This is a genomic window from Priestia sp. SRI_019 (assembly GCF_057586255.1).
The window spans coordinates 747,321-766,934 of sequence record NZ_JBYCZN010000001.1 but is presented as its reverse complement, the minus strand read 5'-3'; the positions used below and the strand labels follow the sequence as shown (position 1 = coordinate 766,934).

The window sequence follows — 19,614 nt, the reverse complement described above, 5'->3', positions numbered from 1 at the left end:
ATGCTAAAAATCAAACATCGATAATCCACCGTCTTGAAACATTTGAGGACCTTCCATTATTTCATATGTAATTTTCTCATTGGGGTCGTTTCTTATTTCAATAATGTAGGCAAAATCATCTAACGAATACTCGGTATTTTGTACAAATACATCCGGATGCTCCACAATTTTTGTCGCGGGTACATTCATTACTTCTCGAACAAGCTGCCAGTGCTTTTCATTCGCTCGTTTTGTCGATACAATCCCGTCAATAATAAAAATATTATCAGCGTTGTATTCGTCAGCAATAAGCTGACTGCGAATCGTTTGTTTTAAGAGTGTAGAAGACACAAAAAGCCACCTTTTGTTCGCGCATACGCTAGCTGCTACAATGGATTCGGTTTTGCCTACTCGCGGCATACCTCGAATGCCGATAAGCTTATGACCGTCTTGTTTAAACAGTTCCGCCATAAAATCTACGAGCAAACCTAATTCATCTCTTACGAAACGGAACGTCTTTTTATCATCTGCGTCCCGCTGAATATAGCGACCGTGACGCACTGCTAACTTATCACGCAATTTAGGCGGTCTCATTTTTGTCACAATGATATTATCCATTGTTTTCAAAATAGATTCAAGCCTGTCTATTTGCTCATGTGAATCACAGCGCAGCAATAACCCACGGCGAATATCATCCACTCCATTAATTGTGACAATGTTAATTGACAACATTCCAAGAAGCGATGAAATATCACCTAAAAGACCCGGACGATTTTTTTGTATTTGATATTCTAAATACCACTCAATTTTCTCCATCAAACCCCTCCCATTTCTTGGCTGGCCTTCGAGAGGTGCCCCCTTTTTTTCACCTAGTTTAACTATAAATGATTTCCATTATATTATAAACCCTAAAGACAAGTAGTTCTACATTTGTTATGTATGTAAGCGCTTATTTATTTGTACTATTTAATTCTAAGAAAAAAGGAGCTTTCACACGCGGTGAATTAGCTCCTTTTTAGAAACGATAACTTATTTTACTGATCCGTTATTTTGAACTAATTTCACCATGCTGCTCGCAATCGCATGCTGCTCTTCTTTAGAAGCAACGCTCCAAAGGTCTGCTAAAATTCGCTCTTGATCATTTTTTGCATCAACTTGGTTTGCTAAATATCCACCAATTTGATAAGCAAGATCATGAATAACTTCCTCTTGCATTCCTTCGTTTTGCGCATGATGTAAACGGTCGCCTAAAAAATCTTTCCAGCTATCCCAGTTTTCTAATACTGACATGAGTAGCCCTCCTTAAGGTTTATTCATATCATAGTTTGTACCGTGTTTTTGATTTTATGCACACTTTATATGTACCAACCGCCATTAACCGATAATATTTGTCCCGTTATGTAGGAAGCTCGTGAAGATATTAAATATGAAACGGCATCTGCCACTTCTTTTGGATATCCTATTCTTCCTAAAGGGATCTCTTCAGCCAGCTCTTTAACCTCTTCTTTTGAATAGCTAGCCATCATATCCGTTTCAATCGCTCCGGGCGCAACTCCATTTACTCGAATCCCACTTAGTGCAACCTCTTTTGCCAAAGCTTTTACAAACGTATTTTGTGCACCTTTTACCATGGAATAAAGGACTTCAAATGAAGCTCCTGTAAGTCCCCAAATGGAAGAAATCATGATGATTTGTCCGCTTTTAGCACTAATCATTTTAGGTAATAAAGCTTTGGTAATAACAAAGGGCGCCGTGATGTGAAGATAGATCATTTCTTCAGTTTCTTTTGCCGGAGTATCTGTCATTAACCCGCTAACGCTTCGTCCGCTGTTATGAATAATAACCTCTACCGGAACAATAATTTCCTCTAAAAACTTCTCCACTCCCTCTTTGCATGATAAATCCGCTTGTACCGTAAACACGGTTTTTACCTTTTCCGCAAGCTCATGTGCAAGCGCCTCTATTCTGTCTCTTCGTTGATGGTAATGCAAAATAAGCGAATATCCTTCCTCAGCCAATTGCTTAGCAATCGCTGTGCCAATTCCTCCGCTTGCACCTGTCACAAGGGCAAATTTCTCCATAACCTTCTCTCCTTTACATGCAAAAAAGCTGATGAACATCAGCTTTTTTGGCAACAATCATCTTTATTTAGGTACTACTTCACAAACCGTAAAGTTCTTTTCATCAATAATCTCGTTTAGCACATCTTTTATTTCGTTCACCTTCAGTTTTTCCAGCGTTTCAACAATATCAAATAAATTCATATCATTAAATGCATAGCGTGTAAACTGATTAGCAATAAACTCAGGTGAGTTTAATGAACGTAAAAATCCGCCGATTTTCTTTTTACGGATACGCTCAAGCTCTTCTTCTGTTAGTGATTTTGTTTTCATTTCAAGTAAAATTTGTTTAACTCGATCATACAGCTGTTCGGGTTGGTCCGTATCTCCTCCGATAAGAGCAAAACCAAATCCTCTTTCCTCCGTATAATCATAAGCAAATGTTTCATCAATGAGCCCGTCTGCATATAACTCCTCATAGTACGAAGAACTTTTTCCAAATGCGTAATCTAAAATAATATTCATTGCTAACTCATATTTAAGCATTTCTCCACCTGAACGCTGCGGATTTTTCGCTTTTAGACCCACCATACATTTAGAAGACTGCACCGGCATTTTTAGTACTTGTTTTTCTTGATCCACCGTTTCAGGCTCTTCGTCAAAATGACGCTGTATGTCAGAGATTTCTTTATAATCTTTTTTCTGCTGATTGTCTCGAACTTGCTTCATTACCTTTTCCGCATCAACAGGACCTACAATGAACAACAGCATGTTGCTTGGATGGTAGAACGTTTCATAGCATGTATACAGCAAATCTTTATTAATATGTGAAATCGATTCAATCGTGCCGGCAATATCAATTTTAACAGGGTGGTTTTTGTACATATTTTGAATGGTGCCAAAATACAAGCGCCAGTCCGGATTGTCGTCATACATTGTAATTTCTTGACCGATAATGCCTTTTTCTTTTTCGACCGTTTTTTCTGAGAAGTACGGCTCTTGTACAAAATCCACTAATGTTTCAAGATTTTCTTCAAAATTTGACGTACAGCTGAATAAATAAGCTGTGCGCGTAAAAGAAGTAAATGCATTGGCCGAAGCACCTTGTTTACTAAACTGCTGAAAGACATCCCCGTCTTCTTTTTCAAATAATTTATGCTCTAAAAAGTGTGCGATTCCGTCCGGAACTTTTGTCATTTCATTTTCATTTAGCGGTACGAATTGATTGTCAATCGATCCATAGTTCGTTGTAAAGGTAGCAAACGTTTTGTTAAACTCCGGCTTTGGCAAAATATATACCTGCAGCCCATTGTCCATTTTTTCATGATACAGCTGTTCCTGAAGCTGCGAGAATTCAATTTTCTCCATTTTCTTCACCGCCCGTTCCTGTTAAGAAATAAATTGTATCCATTTCAATTTTCTCAGCCACTTTAATAATTTCCTGCTTAGATACCGCATCAATATGCTTTAAGTATTCGTCAATTGAAATGTCTTTGCCTGTTAATTCATTATGATACATAACCTCTACTAGTCCCCGTGGAGTATCCACCGTTTCAAGCAGCTGATTGTGAATGACGGCTTTTGTTTGAGCGATTTCGCCGTCTGTGAACGACCCTTGCTTCATCTCCTGCATTTGTTCTTTAATAATGGTAACGGCTTGGTCGTAATTTTTAGCATCAATACCCGACATGACCATCAGTAATCCCTTATGACTTTCTACCCTTGAAGCGGCATAATAGGCTAAGCTTGCTTTTTCACGCACATTGATAAATAGCTTAGAATGTGAGAAACCTCCGAATATACCGTTAAATACTTGCAGAGCAAAATACTGTCTATCTCCGTATACAACATTTGTGCGGTAGCCAATATTTAATTTCCCTTGTTTTACTTCTTGTTTTTCCACTACTTCATTTACTTTTGAGATATCTTTAGAGGTAATAGAATCTTCAATGTCTTTTTGCTCGCGCTTTGGTAAAGTAAATGTTTCTTTTACTGTTTGTAAAACCTCTTCGACTTGCAAATCTCCAATAGCATAAAGGTGAATGGCATCTTCTTTTAACACCTGCTGATAATAGGCGTACAAACTTTCACCTGTAATTTCTTCCACGTCGTCAATTTGACCGTTTACATGTAAAGAGTAAGGTTCTTCCTTACACATTTCTTCGACTAGTCTTAAATTAGCATAGCGCATTTTATCATCAAATACGGCTTGAATTCTCTGACGAAGCGAACGCTTTTCTTTTGTCATAATATCCTTTAAAAAAGAGTCCCCTTCAACTGCTGGCTTTAATAAAATATCGCCAAGAAGCGCTAACGCTTTTTGCAAAAGCGGAGTTGAATCTTTCAAATATTTTTCATTCGCTATATCAATGCGAACCGTAATATCGTGGTTATCACCTTTTTTTGTTAAGTCTACTTGTAAAGTAGCACCATAAAGCTCATCTAAATATGTACGAAGCTTTGTCGTAGACGGCAGCGACTCGGTAGCGCTTTGAAGCACATAAGGTAAAAGGGCACGCATTGTCACCGTTTTCTTATCTAAAGGGGCATTTAGTTTTAAAATGAACGTGTTTGTTTTGTACTTAGCTGTTTGAATGGTATGAACAGTCAATCCTTCTAGTTCATGTTTTTGTTCAGTCAATAATTTCATATATAAACCTCCTTTTAAATTTTGATGTATTAACTAGACAATACTTCTATTTTGAATCTTTAACGCTAATTTTAGTCTTATAACCACTATATCGAATTCAAGGAAACATTTTCAAGTAACTTGCCGCGCGCTTCCTCATTTCTTTTCATATTCTTTCTCTCAATGAAAAAAAGGCGGAGAAAAGAATATGATTTCTTTGTCTCCACCTTCTATATTTATCCAACTTTAGTCATTGTTAGACCTCGTATAGAGGATTTATTAGCGGCGGCCTTTTTCATAAGGAACGCCTAGCGCTTTAGGAGCCTCGGCACGTCCTACAAAACCAGTGAGTGCTAAGATTGTTAATACGTACGGTGCAATGGTTAAAAGGACGGATGGGATATCTTGAATAACCGGAATCTGAGCTCCCGTGATACTCAAAGACTGTGCTAATCCGAAAAACATCGCTGCACCTAAAGCACCAATAGGATGCCATTTTCCAAAAATCATAGCTGCAATAGCAAGGAACCCTTGTCCAGCAATCGTTCCCGCTGCAAAGTTTGTAGCGATAGACGTAGCATACACCGCTCCGCCGATTCCAGCGAACATGCCGGAAATCATAACGCCAACGTACCGCATTCTCACAACTTTGATCCCCATCGTGTCTGCTGCCATTGGGTGTTCACCAACTGAACGAAGACGAAGACCAAACGGCGTTTTATAAATGATGTACCATACAGCAAAAGCTAGCGCAATTGCAATATAAGACGTAATAGGAACATTCGAAAACAAAATTTTGCCGATTACTGGAATGTCTGATAGACCTGGAATACTTACTTTATCGATACGGAATTGGATAAAATCTGTTTGTCCTTTCCCAAAAATCTTTTTGATTAAAAAGATTGAAAGACCCGCAGCTAGAAAATTCAGCGCTACACCACTTACAGTTTGATCTGCTTTTAATGTAATACTTGCAACAGCATGAATCAGCGAAAACACAGCGCAAACAACAGCCGCAATTACTATCGCTACCCACGGGGCCCAAGCACCTAATGAATCCTGAAGTAAAAGGGTTGAAACAATACCTGTGAACGCGCCAAACATCATCAGCCCTTCTAATCCGATGTTCACGACCCCGGAACGTTCACTAAATATCCCTCCGAGCGCGGTAAAGATAAGCGGTGCAGCTGAATAAAGCGCCGCTGGAATAATAATGGCTAACACCTCTAAGAAGTTCATTTTGCTCCCCCCTTGCCTGCACGGCCAAGCACCCAGCGAATTAAATAACTAGATGCAACAAAAAAGATAATAAGCGCAATGACAATTTGAATTAATTCAGACGGTACACCTGTCATAAAGTTCATTTGAGGAGCCGCCGTTTGCATTCCTCCGAAAAAGAATGAAGCTAATAAAATTCCAATTGCGCTGTTAGCTCCTAAAAGGGCTACGGCGATACCGTCAAACCCCGTACCCGTAAACGCAGTGAATGTGCCCATATACTGAAATGTTCCAAGCCCTTCCATTGCCCCGGCAAGCCCGGCAAAAGCGCCTGAAATCGCCATGGATAAAACAATGTTTCGGCCTACATTCATTCCTGCATACTGTGAAGCATGTTGATTAAAACCAACAGCTCTTAGCTCGAAGCCCTTAGCTGTTTTATTCAAAATAAACCACATTACGACGGCTGCAGCGATGGTAATAAGAATGCCGTAATGAAGGCGAGAGTTATTGGTTAACTGTGCTAAAAAGCTTGATGCTAAAGATGCCGATTCTTTAATATCATACGATTTTTCATTACCCGCATATAAATACGTACGGATTAAGCTGCTCGTTGTATAAAGAGCAATATAGTTCATCATAATGGAAACAATTACTTCATGAACATGAAATTTTGCTTTCAAAAATCCTGGAATAAACGCCCAAACTGCTCCAGCTGCAGCTGCTGCTAATACAGCTAAAGGAATATGAATGACTGCTGGTAAATCAAACGCATACCCAACCCATACTGAAGCCAACCAGCCAACTAAAAGCTGTCCTTCTACTCCAATGTTAAAGAGACCGGTTTTATAAGCAAACGCAACCGCAATACCAGCCAGAGCAAGAGGAGTCATGGCACGAATCGTTTCGCCAATGGCTTTTGGCGTTCCAAACATCCCGTCAAAAAGAGATTGATAGCCAAGCATTGGATCATAGCCGCCTAGTAACATAATAACCGCTCCGGCAATGAGTCCTAATATGGCCGATACAACAGGGATCAAAATCATCATTACACGTTCATTTTTCACAAGTTTATTCATGCTGTTCCACCCGCTTTCTCACGCGTACCGCCTGCCATTAATAAGCCTAACTCTTGTTCATTCGTTTCTTTTGAATCTACAATGTCAACTATTTTCCCTTCATAAATAACCGCAATGCGATCGCTTAAATTTATTACTTCATCCAGTTCTAGCGAAACGAGCAGCACTGCCCGTCCTTTATCTCGTTCTTCAATCAGCTTTTTATGAATAAATTCAATGGCTCCTACATCCAGCCCCCTCGTTGGCTGAGCTGCAATTAATAGTTCCGGACTGCGGTCTACTTCACGGGCAATAATGGCTTTTTGCTGATTTCCGCCCGATAGCGATCGCGCTTGCGTATATTCACTAGGCGTTCGCACATCATATTCTGCAATTAACTCTTTTGCCTTTTTATACATCTCTTTATAATTCAAAATACCTGATTTAGACATCGGCTTTTGATAATACGTTTGAAGACCGATATTTTCACCAATTGTATAATCTAATACCAGTCCGTGCTTATGACGATCCTGCGGAATATGTCCTATTCCTGACTCCGTAATTTTACGAGTGGATAACGTAGACAGTTCTTGATGTTTTAATGTGATCGAACCCGACTTTATTTTTCTCAGACCCGTAATTGCCTCAATCAGCTCTGTTTGACCATTCCCATCTACACCCGCGATGCCTACAATTTCGCCTGCTCGAACGCTTAGATTAAGTGAACTTACAGCCTCTACTCCTCGGCTGTCTTCTACTACTAATTCCTTTATTGTTAACACAGCTTCTTTTGGAGTCGCTGTTTTCTTTTCAGTTTTAAAATGAACTTCTCTTCCTACCATTAAAGCAGCAAGTTCATCAGGGTTCGTTTCTTGCACATTTACCGTGCCAACTCCGACACCTTTTCGAATAATTGTACAGCGGTCGCACACTGACATAATTTCTTTTAATTTATGCGTAATTAAAATAATTGACTTTCCTTCTTGAATTAATTTTTTCATAATTTGAATTAATTCCGTAATTTCTTGAGGTGTTAAGGCAGCAGTAGGTTCATCAAAAATAAGAATATCGGCTCCTCTGTAAAGCGTCTTTAAAATTTCCACTCGTTGCTGCATGCCAACTGAGATATCTTGAATCTTCGCATATGGATCTACCGATAATCCATATTGATTTGAAAGCTCTTGAATATCTTGAGCTGCTTTTTTAATGTTGATTTTCCCCGTTCGCGTCGGTTCGTTCCCAAGAATAATATTTTCTGTTACTGTAAAGTTTTGAACGAGCATAAAATGCTGATGAACCATCCCAATCCCTAAGTCGTTCGCTACGTTAGGGTCCGTGATTTTGACTTCTTGGCCGTTTACACGAATCTGCCCTTTTTCAGGCTGATAAAGTCCAAATAAAACGTTCATCAGCGTTGACTTACCCGCACCATTTTCTCCTAACAAAGCATGAATTTCTCCCTTTTTCACTTGGAGTGTAATATTGTCATTAGCGACAATACCGGGAAACTCTTTGCGAATATCTAGCATTTCAATAACATATTCCACTGCTTTCACTCCCTATTCCTGCCTGTTACAGGATTCTGTCTTCGGTTTTTTGGCTATGAAAAAGGCTAGTTTTCACTAGCCTTTTATACTCATATAATCATTGCTTAACAGACGTCAGCTTATTTTTTAAGCGTTTTTTCAAACTCTTTAAATTCTTTATCCGTTTGAGGCACTGTAATGTCACCGTCTAGAATTTTTTGCTTATACTCATCAACTGCTTTTAACGCATCTTTGCTTACATTATCTTGTGATGGAGCAATTCCTACTCCGTCTTCTTTTAAGCCAAACACAACTTCTTTACCACCTGGGAATTTGTCGTCCATTGCTTTTTTAGCAACATCTTCTACAGCCAAGTCAACGCGTTTAACCATCGAAGTTAACGTTACGTTTTCAGGCATACCTTCTTCATGCTGATCGCGGTCAACTCCAATTACCCAAACCTTTTTGTCTTTCCCGCCTTTTGAACGGTTTTTAGCTTCTGTAAATACGCCGTTTCCAGTACCGCCAGCCGCTTGATAAATAATATCAGCGCCTTTGCTGTAAATAGTAGAAGCAATAGCCGAACCTTTTTCTGGAGAGTTAAAACTTTCTGCGTATTGAGAGATAACTTCAGCATCTGGGTTTACAGATTTAACACCTGCTTTAAATCCGTTTTCAAACTTCTTGATTAATGGAGATTCAACGCCTCCGATAAAGCCGATTTTGTTTGTTTTCGTTTGTTTAGCTGCCACTACACCTACTAAGAAAGAGCCTTGCTCTTCTTTAAATAGAATGCTTGCCACGTTATCTAAGTTCTCTGACTTTAGCGTATCGTCTACTAATGCAAAGTTAGCGTCTGGATACTGCTTTGCTGCTTTTTTAATATCTTCTTTTAACAAAAAGCCAATTCCATACGTCAAGTTGTAGCCACTCTCAGCAAATTTAGAAAGATTGCTCTCGTATTCAGACGCTTTTGTAGACTGCAAATACTTATATCCAGTCCCTTCATCAAGTCCGTTATCTTTCCCAAACTTTGTCAGACCTTCCCAAGCAGATTGGTTAAACGATTTATCATCTACCCCGCCCGTATCTGTTACCATTCCCACTTTAAAATCCGCCGCTTTTTTATCTCCGCCGCTCTTACCTGCGTCGTCTGAGCCACACGCACTTAAAAGTGTTCCTGCCGCTAATACTAGTGATAATGCAAGTCCCGTTTTACGTTTTAACATGTTTTAACCCCCTGAATAGTTTTAAAAGTATAAAGCCAATTTTCTATTTCGTCCTTGTGACCTACATTTGACACCTCCTTAAAAGGACAATGTTAAACAGTTGGAAATTTTCTGACATTTAACTACAAAAAAACTAGACGCGTTTACGCAGTACTTGGAAACTGAATTGATCTGCTTTAAAATAATTGATGGAATATAAAATGGGTTCATCATGCTGGTCATAATGCATTTGTTTCAGTACAAGCAAAGCGGTTTCTGGCTCGCATTGTAAAATAGGAGAAACTTTTTCATGATAGCCAAGAGGCTCAATGTTTGCCACGGCGTATGCAATGTGCTTTCCTGCTTGTTTTTCAAGAATTTCTAGCAAAGACTCTTGTTTATATTCGAAATTTTCAGGCAATATTCTTTGAGGAACCTTGTCCATGCAATATACAACCGGCTCTCCGTTTGCCGTTCTCACCCGTTCAACAAATAAAATCTGTTCGTCTTCCCCGCATGCAAAACGTGCTAAATCATTTTCAGACAACTCTTGTATTTGAGAAGATAAGAAGATTGTTCCAGCCTTCATACCGGCTTGTTCGATCATATGTGTTATACTATTTAATTGTTCAATCCCTGACAAAAAAGTAGGCTTCGTGTTGACAAATGTTCCCACGCCGTGTCTGCGAACAATAATATTCTCTTCTTCTAATATGCGAAGTGCCTCACGTAGCGTTGCGCGGCTAACCCCTAGCTGCTTTGATAAATCAAACTCTGAAGGGAGTCTTTCCTTTTCTTTAAAAATTCCTTTTTCTATATTTTGTTTAATTTTATCAATCACTTGTAAATACAAGTGCCGATTATCCGCACGTATAGACATCACTCTTCCTCCATATTAAAAAGTCATCAGACCTCTGATGTTCGACTACTTAATCGAAAATAATATATCATTTTTCGACAGATAAATAAATAGGTTATATTAATTTTTTATTAAAATTTTTAATATTTTTTTAAAAAAATGAATTTTTGTTATTTTTTAATGTCAGCATACCTAACAACCTGCTTTTCTTCTAATATTAGATAAAAACCAAACATTTTAGTCATTAAATTTTTTAATATTCGTTTTTATTTCATTTATTTAGCATGACATATTTTTGTATGATACTATTATTCCTCTCTTTCGTTTCATAAAAAAGATGACTTGCACATACGCAAGTCATCTTTTCTAGTAACATTATTAAGATCCAACATCCTCATTTTGCTGAGAAATCAGGACGGAACGCGGCTTACTTCCTTCATAAGGTCCCACCACTCCACGCTCTTCCATTGCATCGATTAAGCGTGCAGCCCGGTTATAGCCAATTCGAAAGCGTCGCTGCAGCATAGAAACAGAAGCTGTTTGCATTTCTGCTACAAGCTGTACCGCTTCGTCATATAGCTCATCTGCAAAATCATCAACTTGTTCAGGAGCATCGGTTGGAATCATTTCTTCTTGATACTGCGCTTTTTGCTGTGCAATTACAAAATCAACAATCTCTTCTACTTCTTCATCTGATAAAAAGGCACCTTGCACACGTACAGGTTTTGAAGCTCCAACAGGCATGAACAGCATATCTCCTCTTCCTAGAAGCTTTTCAGCTCCTCCCATATCTAAGATCGTACGAGAGTCAGTTTGTGAAGATACACTAAAAGCGATTCGGGAAGGAATGTTAGCTTTAATAACTCCCGTAATAACATCTACTGATGGTCGCTGTGTAGCAATAATCAAATGAATGCCGGCAGCACGAGCCATTTGAGCAAGACGTGTGATCGAATCTTCGACATCAGATGAAGCAACCATCATCAAGTCAGCCAACTCATCGACAATCACCACAATATAAGGAAGAGTCGGCTGTTTTGCATCCGCGTCTCCATCGTCATTCATACGTTTTACTAAATCGTTATATCCTTCAATGTTTCTCGTTCCGCTGTGTGAAAACAGCTCATAACGTCGCTCCATTTCATTTACAACTTTCTTTAAGGCTTGAGAAGCTTTTTTCGGATCCGTTACAACAGGAGCCAATAAATGCGGAATACCATTGTACATATTGAGCTCAACCATTTTAGGGTCGATCATCATTAATTTTACTTCATGAGGCTTTGTTCTCATTAAAATACTAATAATAATACCGTTGATACACACACTTTTTCCGCTTCCTGTTGCCCCTGCTACAAGCATATGAGGCATTTTATTAAGCTCTGCTAGCACCGCTTCGCCTGAAATATCTCTTCCTAAACCAACTAATAGCTTTTTATCCGGTCGGTTATTTTCAGTTGCTTCAAGTACTTCTCTAAGTGAAACCATCGCTACTTCTTCATTCGGCACTTCAATTCCTACCGCTGATTTCCCGGGAATTGGAGCTTCAATCCGAATATCTTTGGCAGCTAATGCAAGTGCTAGATCATCACTTAAATTAACAATCTTACTTACTTTTACTCCTACATCAGGATATACTTCATATTTTGTAACAGCTGGTCCAAGGTGAACTTTTGCCACTTTTGCTTTTACGCCGAAACTTTGAAACGTTTTTTCAAGTTTTTCGGCATTTTTATAAATGTTTTTATGCTCTTTTGCCTGGTTGCTTTTCTTTGGCATCGTTAATAGCTTGATAGGAGGAAGCTCATACTCTTTATTTTCCGTTTCAGTAAATGTAATCATAGGAGCTTTTTCTTCTTCCTGTTCCTTTTGCGGCCTTGGCTGTTGCGGTGCAGCAGCTACAGGCTTCGCTTCCACAACCGGCGGCACTGGAGTCATAGGAGCAGCAGGAGGTTGACTAGACTCTTCCTCTCCGTAGTCAAAGTGTTCAATAATTGGAGGCGAAGGTGCTTCTACTTCTATGTCCATGCTTTCTTCAGGTTCTTGAACAGCTTTTTCTTGGCGTCTCTTTTTTGTTGTTTTGGGAGCTTTTTTCTTTTTATGTTTCCACGTCTGAATATCTTGCCAACCTTCTTTTAACTCCGTTGTTAAAAAATTCACTAGAGGTGACAAAAGTTTTAATACCGTTTCGTGAAGCGAACGTCCGGTAATAAGCAGTACCCCAATCACAATAAGCAAGGCAGCGATAAGTTCTGTTCCTAAGCTATCAAATAGATAGTAGAACATAGCAAACATAATAGCTCCTATCATCCCTCCGCCTAAATCACTGTGATTCGATTGGCCCGTTGCTTCGAGCATATACAAATCCCACGTGTTCATAATGACAGACGGATCTGTAAACGTTCCGTTTTTTGATAAATTTTCAAATAACGTAACATGACTAAACAGTAAAATAGATAAAATAATGAGATATGTACCAATAAGCTGCCGCGTCACTAAAGGAGGCATTTCTCTTTTCCAAATAATATAAACAGATAAAATAGCCATTCCGATTAAACACAGCATATACCATTCGCCAATAAATAAGCGGACCACTAGTACAAGGGCCTGTCCTACAGCACCAAGTCCTGCCATGGAAATTAGTGTTAATGCTAATAAAAATAAGCCAATAAGCTCAAAGCGCAATATGCGTTTCCATTCATCCTTTTTTATTTGACCTCTTCGTTTTTTCTTTGCCATTTTTCCACTCCAATCAACGTCCAACACTCTATGTTGATTTTGTTTCTTTTATCAGTTGAATAAAAAAGCAGCCAATACAGCGGCTGCCTTCTTCATCATATTCATTATACCATATTCACCATAATTATACTGAAATCCTTACGACAAAATTTGACCAGGATAATAATTTTCATTCAAATAATCTTGAGGATTCGTACTTAAAATCCTCACAATTTGCTGTTGCTTTTGTTCATTTTCTTCAACAATAACCGGGATTCCATTATGGCTAATAAGCTTTGGCTGAGATTGTTCTTGTTGATAAGACTGCTGAAAGATTAGTTCTTGCGGCATCATTGTATACAAAATCATTGCAGTAGCTGCTCCTCATTCTGACGTCCTTGCTCAATCAATTCATTCAACTTTTTGATCGCTTGAGCAACTCCGCCTACTTCGTTAATTAACCCGTATGAAACAGCATCTCCGCCAACTACATTTGTCCCGATATCACGCGTTAAGTTCCCTTTTGAAAACATAAGTTCTTTAAACTTTTCTTCTGAAATATGAGAGTGTTCTCTCACAAAGTTAATCACGCGCTCTTGCATTTTATCTAAGTATTCAAATGTTTGCGGTACACCAATAACAAGACCTGTTAAGCGAATAGGATGAATGGTCATGGTCGCTGTACCGGCAATATACGAATAATCAGTTGAAACTGCAATTGGAACACCGATTGAATGTCCGCCCCCTAACACAATGGACACAGAGGGCTTGGATAATGAAGCAATCATTTCAGCAATTGCAAGACCGGCTTCTACATCTCCACCTACTGTATTCAAGATAATAAGCAATCCTTCAATTTTTGGATTTTGTTCGATCGCCACAATTTGCGGGATGACATGCTCATATTTTGTCGTTTTGTTTTGAGGAGGCAGCTGCATGTGCCCTTCGATTTGTCCTACAATCGTTAAACAGTGAATATTAGAATCCTGAGGAAGCTGAGCCACGTTGGTCTGTCCTAATTGTTGAATTTTATCTAATATTCCGCCCTTGCTTTCTTCATTTTTATTAGGCTGCTGAGGCGCTTCATCAGAATGTAATCTTTCGTTATTTTCAAACATATTCTAGCTCCTTTCACTTATTGATAGTAGTAGTATGAACTTCTCATAGTTATTACATCCGCATCAGCTGCAAATAAAAAGCCTTCCCAGCGGGAAGGCTTCACATTAGATTTCCATGATAATCGGTAAAATCATCGGTTTACGACGGGTTTTTTCATATAAAAATTGATTTAAACTTTCTCTCATTTTTAATTTTAATGAAGACCACTCGATCACTTTGTCTTCCATACACTTTTCTAAAATTTGCTGAACAATCTTCGTTGCTTCTTCTAAAAGCTTTTCTGATTCTCTTACATAGACGAATCCGCGGGAGATAATTTCTGGCCCCGCTACTACCGTTTTTTGGCGTTTATTAATCGTAACTACTACCGTTAAGATTCCGTCCTGTGACAGCAGCCTGCGGTCTCTCAGAACGATATTTCCAATATCACCTACGCCTAGTCCATCAATGAGCGTATTTCCTGCTTGAATAGAACCGCTAGGGTACATGCGAGCATCTTTAAACTCAACTCGCTCACCTTTTTCAAGCAAACAAATATGATCTTCTGATATTCCTAATTGACCGGCCAGCTTTGCATAAGCTTTTTGTTTTCGATACTCTCCATTCACAGGTATGACATATTTCGGCTTTGTTAAGTTAATCATAAATTTTAATTCTTCTTGACTTCCGTGTCCGGAAGCCTGCACTTTCTTCTGAGCAAACACTACGCTTGCTCCTAAACGAAAGATGACGTCAATTGTTTTTGAAAAGGTCGTTTCGTGCCCCGCCACAGGTGTAGCAGCCAGCAGGACCGTATCATCTTGTTTGATTTGAATCAATTTATGGGACTGTTTAGCCATTCGAGTAAGACCTAAAATCGGCTCTCCGTGATGGCCTGTTGTTAAAATAACCGTTTCATGTTCTGGAAGATCTTTTAGCTTTTGCACAGGAACAATTAAATCCTCAGGCAGCTGTAAATGTCCAAGTTTTGCTGCAATATCAATGATTTTCAGCATACTTTTTTCCATAACGATCAGGTTACGGCCGTGCTGATATGCGGCATGAATGATTTGCTGAATGCGGTGCAGATTGGAACTGTATGCAGCCACAATGATTCGACCTTTGCTTTTATAAAAAGCGTCGGTAATATTTTGTCCGATAACCGCTTCGGAAACTGTATAGCCCGGCTTATCCGCATTTGTACTGTCTGAAAGCAAACACAGGACGCCTTTTTCCCCAATGGCAGCCATTTTTCCAATATCCGCGCTTTGAATGCTGACTGAATTTTGATCAAATTTAAAATCACCTGTATATACAATCGCACCTTGATTTGTTTGTAAACAAATGCCGACTGAATCTTGTATGCTGTGCTGCGTTCTGAAAAATGAAATATCCACTCCTTCAAACGATAAAACCGTTGACGAAGTGATAGGATGTAAAGCTTCATATTTTTTAATTCCATACTCTTTTAACTTTTCTTTGATGAGTGCTAGCGTTAATTCTGTACCATATACAGGCACATCCAATTTTTGAAGTATAAAGGGAATAGCGCCAATTTGCTCTTCGTGTCCATGAGTAACAAATATGCCTTTTACGTTCTGCTGATTTTCTACTAAATATGTAATGTCCGGAATGACAATATCAATCCCCAACATTTCTCCTCCCGGAAACTTTGATCCTGCATCTAACACATATATGTTTCCATTTATCTCCACAACATACATGTTTTTTCCAATCTCTCCGACTCCACCCAAGGCTGAAATTTTAATATTTTCTGTCTTTTCTAGTACCATAAGCTCCTCCTACTTACTTTCACCCGTACAATTTCATTTGCTTACATTATAACTGAAGTAAGAATTGGAATACAAGAAATTTCATTCGTCTATTTCCGTCATCTGCTCTTCTATTATCTTATAAGAAAAAAACGTCTCTTCATCGACTCGTATATACGGTCAATGAAGAGACGTTTAAAAAACATACTTATAGAGCTTATATCGTATTTAATGTGCTGACTAACGTTTGGCGTTCTTCTTCCGTTAACGGAACTAAAGGTAATCGTACAGATCCTACGTCTAACCCTTTTAGCTGTAAAGCCGTTTTAACAGGCGTTGGACTTGGAGCTGCAAAAAGAGATTTCATAACGGGTACAATACGCTGATGAATTTTTGCTGCTTCTTTCGGATTTCCCGAATCATACAGCTTAACCATCTCTTGCATTTCATTTCCAATAACGTGAGAGGCAACAGAAATAATGCCAGTTCCTCCAATTGCTAATACCGGTAGTGTTAAGCCATCATCACCGCTGTATAAAGCAAAATCATCGCTTGTTTGTGCGATAATAGCTGTCATTGCGTCAAGGTCTCCGCTTGCATCTTTTAACGCTACAACATTTGGCAGTTCAGCTAGGCGTACAATTGTATCAACAGACATATTGATCACAGATCGCCCTGGAATATTGTATAACATGACAGGAAGCTCTGTACTTTCAGCAATTGTTTTAAAGTGCTGATATAAGCCTTCCTGATTCGGCTTGTTGTAATAAGGTGCTACAATCATAATCGCATCTACGCCGATTTCTTCTGCCTTTTTTGTTAATTCAATTGATGCATACGTATTGTTGCTTCCTGTACCAGCAACAACAGGTACACGGCCATCTACTACCTTTACTGAGTGGCGGAACAGCGCCAGCTTTTCTTCTGTTGAAAGCGTAGGAGATTCACCCGTTGTTCCTGCAATAACCAACGCATCCGAACCGTTGCTGATTAAATAGTTAATAAGCTGCGTTGTTTTTTCAAAATCAATATTTCCTTTATGATCAAAAGGCGTTACCATCGCTGTTGCGACTTTCCCAAAATCAATCATGTTTTCACTCCTTGAAATTGCATTATCCCTATTCATGTAATGAACCGTTAGCTTATAGCTAACGGAACATGTAGTTTATCTCTTTTGCGGTGCTTTTGACAAGTCAAAGGCACCATGAAGAGCATTAACGGCTTTCTTTAAATCCTCTTCTTTTACAAGCACCCAAATCGTCGTATGGCTGTCAGCAGATTGTAAAATCTGAATACCTTCGCCAGAAAGGGCTGTAACAATTTTAGATGTAACACCAGGCACCCCTGCAATTCCTGCTCCAACCGTTGACACTTTGGCACAGTTGCGAATAACAGCCGGCTCATACCCTAGCGCATGAAGCACATCAATCGCTTTGTCAGTTGCTTCATCTGTTACCGTATATACAACACCCTTCGGTGAAATATTGATAAAATCTACGCTGATTTTTTCTTGTGCCATTGCTTTGAATACTTCTGCTTGCGTATCATAATGGCCTTCTTTACTAAAAACTTTAATTTGAGTGACGTTGGATACGTGCGCGATACCTGTTACAAGGCGTTCTTGCACATCGCTTCCACGCTGCTGTGCTTCACCTTGAGATGTAACGAGCGTACCTGTTGAATCAGCATACGTGGAACGGACGCGCATCGGCACTTTTGCTTGCATGGCAATTTCTACGGCACGTGGGTGAACTACTTTTGCACCTTGATAAGCCATGTTGCATATTTCGTTATATGTGACAACGGATAGCGGTCTTGCATCTTCTACAATACGCGGGTCCGCTGTCATCACACCTTCTACATCTGTGAAAATGTCAATGTAATCAGCCATAAGGGCTGCACCTAAAGCTGAAGCAGATGTATCGCTGCCTCCGCGTCCAAGCGTTGTTGTATCACCTTCAGTAGTTGCCCCTTGAAAGCCTGTTACAACAACGACATCATATTCTTCTAATTCTTTTAACAAACGATCGCATTTCATTTCTAGTATCTTGGCATTGGTAAAATCATCATTCGTCACAAACCCGGCCTGTGCACCGTTTAACGCTGTAGCTTTAATACCATTTTCGTTTAATAAATTCGTAAACACAACCGATGAAATTAATTCTCCGCATGCCATAAGCATATCAAGCTCACGTTTATTAAGAGACGCTTTATTTCCATCAACAAGTGAAAGCAATGTATCCGTTGCATACGGCTCACCTTTTCGTCCCATTGCCGATACAACAACGACTACTTTGTAACCCTCACTTAATGCATTATTTAAATGATAGATTGCTCTCGCTCTTCCTTCTTCGTTACGAACGGAAGTTCCTCCAAATTTTTGGACGATTATTTTCATACTTACACCTCATCATGTTCCGAGACACTCTGGTTGCGCTTATTTTACTAAGCTAAGCTTAATAAGTGATTCTGCAATTTGTACAGAATTCCAAGCTGCACCTTTTAACAAGTTATCAGAAACGATCCACATATGGAAACCGTTATCGCGATCTAAATCTTTACGAATACGGCCGACAAACACATCTCGTTTACCTACACAATCTGCTGGCATTGGATATACTTGATTTTCTGGATCATCTTGCAATACGATACCAGGTGCATCAGCCAATAAATTTTTCACATCAGCTACCGTTACACCGTCTTTTTCAATTTCAATGTACACTGACTCTGAATGACCTGTTACAACCGGTAGACGAACACAAGTAGCAGCTACTGGCAATTCAGGCATGCTCATAATTTTCTTCGTTTCATTAATCATTTTCATTTCTTCAAATGTAAAACCGTTATCTTGAAATTTATCAATTTGCGGAATGGCATTAAAAGCAATTTGATAATGTTTTTTATCTCCACCAACCGGTAAAATTTCCGGTGTAAACTCTTTTTCTTCTAAAATAGCTTTAGCTTGTTCTTTTAATTCATTAATTGCAGCAGCGCCTGCTCCAGAAACGGCTTGATACGTTGATACTAGTACTTTAGATAAGCCGTATGTTTCGCGCAACGGCTGTAATGCTGCAACCATTTGAATTGTAGAGCAGTTTGGATTAGCAATGATTCCGTTATGTGCGTGTAATGCGTCTTCATTCACTTCCGGCACAACTAACGGGACATTTTCATCCATTCGATAAGCGCTTGTGTTGTCTACAACGATTGCTCCGCGTTTTACTGCCTCTGGTGCAAGTGCTTTTGAAATACTCCCGCCTGCACTGAATAAAGCAATATCTACGCCTTCAAAGCTATCAGGAGTTGCTTCTTGCACAACAACTTCTTCTCCGTTAAACAACACTTTTTTACCAGCTGAACGAGCTGAAGATAATAACGTTAATTTACCAACTGGAAAATTACGCTCCTGTAGGGTTTTAATCATTTGTTGTCCTACTGCACCTGTTGCTCCTACTACTGCTACATGTAATTCTCTTGTCATTTTAATACCGC

At 39.2% G+C, this 19,614-nt stretch carries 17 protein-coding genes; all 17 read right to left on the bottom strand.

Features of this window, described 5'->3' with window-relative positions; genetic code table 11:
* Positions 1-3: 3 nt before the first annotated feature.
* The 17 genes from AC2YJL_RS03935 to asd all read right to left on the bottom strand — a co-directional run bounded on the left by AC2YJL_RS03935 (position 4) and on the right by asd (position 19,603).
* Positions 4-795 carry a DUF3388 domain-containing protein gene (locus AC2YJL_RS03935; protein WP_013058808.1) on the bottom strand — a complete coding sequence of 264 codons (792 nt, stop codon included), beginning with the start codon at positions 793-795 and terminating at the stop codon, positions 4-6.
* Positions 796-1,008: 213 nt separating this feature from the next.
* The gene (locus tag AC2YJL_RS03930) at positions 1,009-1,269 is read right to left on the bottom strand and encodes a DUF3243 domain-containing protein (RefSeq protein WP_013058809.1); all 261 of its coding nucleotides are present in this window, start codon (positions 1,267-1,269) and stop codon (positions 1,009-1,011) included.
* Between the two features lie 65 nt (positions 1,270-1,334).
* Positions 1,335-2,060, bottom strand: coding sequence for an elongation factor P 5-aminopentanone reductase (ymfI, locus tag AC2YJL_RS03925; RefSeq protein ID WP_195696004.1), 726 nt, complete (start codon positions 2,058-2,060; stop codon positions 1,335-1,337).
* A gap of 63 nt (positions 2,061-2,123) precedes the next feature.
* Entirely contained in the window at positions 2,124-3,407 is a 1,284-nt protein-coding gene (gene yfmH / locus AC2YJL_RS03920; protein ID WP_025750276.1) for an EF-P 5-aminopentanol modification-associated protein YfmH, read from the bottom strand.
* Positions 3,394-4,689 carry an EF-P 5-aminopentanol modification-associated protein YfmF gene (yfmF, locus tag AC2YJL_RS03915; protein ID WP_195696003.1) on the bottom strand — a complete coding sequence of 432 codons (1,296 nt, stop codon included), beginning with the start codon at positions 4,687-4,689 and terminating at the stop codon, positions 3,394-3,396. The genes yfmH and yfmF overlap by 14 nt, the downstream gene beginning before the upstream one ends.
* A 258-nt stretch (positions 4,690-4,947) precedes the next feature.
* Positions 4,948-5,907 carry an ABC transporter permease gene (locus tag AC2YJL_RS03910; RefSeq protein ID WP_013084750.1) on the bottom strand — a complete coding sequence of 320 codons (960 nt, stop codon included), beginning with the start codon at positions 5,905-5,907 and terminating at the stop codon, positions 4,948-4,950.
* Complete coding sequence (locus AC2YJL_RS03905) at positions 5,904-6,965, bottom strand: ABC transporter permease (RefSeq protein WP_195696002.1); 1,062 nt, start codon at positions 6,963-6,965, stop codon at positions 5,904-5,906. Before AC2YJL_RS03905 ends, AC2YJL_RS03910 begins: the two co-directional genes overlap by 4 nt.
* Positions 6,962-8,491 carry an ABC transporter ATP-binding protein gene (locus tag AC2YJL_RS03900; protein WP_195696001.1) on the bottom strand — a complete coding sequence of 510 codons (1,530 nt, stop codon included), beginning with the start codon at positions 8,489-8,491 and terminating at the stop codon, positions 6,962-6,964. Before AC2YJL_RS03900 ends, AC2YJL_RS03905 begins: the two co-directional genes overlap by 4 nt.
* 119 nt (positions 8,492-8,610) lie before the next feature.
* Positions 8,611-9,699: a BMP family lipoprotein gene (locus tag AC2YJL_RS03895; protein ID WP_013058816.1), complete on the bottom strand. Its 1,089-nt coding sequence runs from the start codon at positions 9,697-9,699 to the stop codon at positions 8,611-8,613.
* Between the two features lie 133 nt (positions 9,700-9,832).
* Positions 9,833-10,558 (bottom strand): GntR family transcriptional regulator, encoded by a 726-nt coding sequence (locus AC2YJL_RS03890; protein WP_230933484.1) that lies wholly within the window; start codon positions 10,556-10,558, stop codon positions 9,833-9,835.
* A 357-nt stretch (positions 10,559-10,915) separates the two neighbouring features.
* A complete protein-coding gene (locus tag AC2YJL_RS03885; protein WP_487374630.1) occupies positions 10,916-13,273 on the bottom strand; it encodes an FtsK/SpoIIIE family DNA translocase in 2,358 nt (785 codons plus the stop codon).
* 138 nt (positions 13,274-13,411) lie between these two features.
* Entirely contained in the window at positions 13,412-13,621 is a 210-nt protein-coding gene (locus AC2YJL_RS03880) for a YlzJ-like family protein (protein WP_025750284.1), read from the bottom strand.
* On the bottom strand, positions 13,618-14,370 hold the full coding sequence (locus AC2YJL_RS03875) for a ClpP family protease (RefSeq protein ID WP_013058820.1): 753 nt from the start codon (positions 14,368-14,370) through the stop codon (positions 13,618-13,620). Before AC2YJL_RS03875 ends, AC2YJL_RS03880 begins: the two co-directional genes overlap by 4 nt.
* A gap of 105 nt (positions 14,371-14,475) precedes the next feature.
* A complete protein-coding gene (locus AC2YJL_RS03870) occupies positions 14,476-16,143 on the bottom strand; it encodes a ribonuclease J (RefSeq protein WP_487374629.1) in 1,668 nt (555 codons plus the stop codon).
* A gap of 196 nt (positions 16,144-16,339) precedes the next feature.
* Complete coding sequence (dapA, locus tag AC2YJL_RS03865) at positions 16,340-17,212, bottom strand: 4-hydroxy-tetrahydrodipicolinate synthase (protein ID WP_487374628.1); 873 nt, start codon at positions 17,210-17,212, stop codon at positions 16,340-16,342.
* A gap of 75 nt (positions 17,213-17,287) precedes the next feature.
* The gene (gene dapG / locus AC2YJL_RS03860) at positions 17,288-18,520 is read right to left on the bottom strand and encodes an aspartate kinase (protein WP_013084757.1); all 1,233 of its coding nucleotides are present in this window, start codon (positions 18,518-18,520) and stop codon (positions 17,288-17,290) included.
* A 39-nt stretch (positions 18,521-18,559) separates the two neighbouring features.
* Entirely contained in the window at positions 18,560-19,603 is a 1,044-nt protein-coding gene (gene asd / locus AC2YJL_RS03855; protein ID WP_013058824.1) for an aspartate-semialdehyde dehydrogenase, read from the bottom strand.
* Positions 19,604-19,614 lie beyond the last annotated feature (11 nt).

Coding starts and splice junctions, on each gene's coding strand:
- AC2YJL_RS03905 (WP_195696002.1), bottom strand. CDS start 6,965: ATGAATAAACTTGTGAAAAATGAACGTGTAATGATGATTTTGATCCCT.
- dapA (WP_487374628.1), bottom strand. CDS start 17,212: ATGATTGATTTTGGGAAAGTCGCAACAGCGATGGTAACGCCTTTTGAT.
- yfmF (WP_195696003.1), bottom strand. CDS start 4,689: ATGAAATTATTGACTGAACAAAAACATGAACTAGAAGGATTGACTGTT.
- AC2YJL_RS03890 (WP_230933484.1), bottom strand. CDS start 10,558: ATGTCTATACGTGCGGATAATCGGCACTTGTATTTACAAGTGATTGAT.
- AC2YJL_RS03930 (WP_013058809.1), bottom strand. CDS start 1,269: ATGTCAGTATTAGAAAACTGGGATAGCTGGAAAGATTTTTTAGGCGAC.
- AC2YJL_RS03880 (WP_025750284.1), bottom strand. CDS start 13,621: ATGATTTTGTATACAATGATGCCGCAAGAACTAATCTTTCAGCAGTCT.
- AC2YJL_RS03895 (WP_013058816.1), bottom strand. CDS start 9,699: ATGTTAAAACGTAAAACGGGACTTGCATTATCACTAGTATTAGCGGCA.
- AC2YJL_RS03935 (WP_013058808.1), bottom strand. CDS start 795: ATGGAGAAAATTGAGTGGTATTTAGAATATCAAATACAAAAAAATCGT.
- asd (WP_013058824.1), bottom strand. CDS start 19,603: ATGACAAGAGAATTACATGTAGCAGTAGTAGGAGCAACAGGTGCAGTA.
- dapG (WP_013084757.1), bottom strand. CDS start 18,520: ATGAAAATAATCGTCCAAAAATTTGGAGGAACTTCCGTTCGTAACGAA.
- yfmH (WP_025750276.1), bottom strand. CDS start 3,407: ATGGAGAAAATTGAATTCTCGCAGCTTCAGGAACAGCTGTATCATGAA.
- AC2YJL_RS03875 (WP_013058820.1), bottom strand. CDS start 14,370: ATGTTTGAAAATAACGAAAGATTACATTCTGATGAAGCGCCTCAGCAG.
- AC2YJL_RS03870 (WP_487374629.1), bottom strand. CDS start 16,143: ATGGTACTAGAAAAGACAGAAAATATTAAAATTTCAGCCTTGGGTGGA.
- AC2YJL_RS03885 (WP_487374630.1), bottom strand. CDS start 13,273: ATGGCAAAGAAAAAACGAAGAGGTCAAATAAAAAAGGATGAATGGAAA.
- AC2YJL_RS03910 (WP_013084750.1), bottom strand. CDS start 5,907: ATGAACTTCTTAGAGGTGTTAGCCATTATTATTCCAGCGGCGCTTTAT.
- ymfI (WP_195696004.1), bottom strand. CDS start 2,060: ATGGAGAAATTTGCCCTTGTGACAGGTGCAAGCGGAGGAATTGGCACA.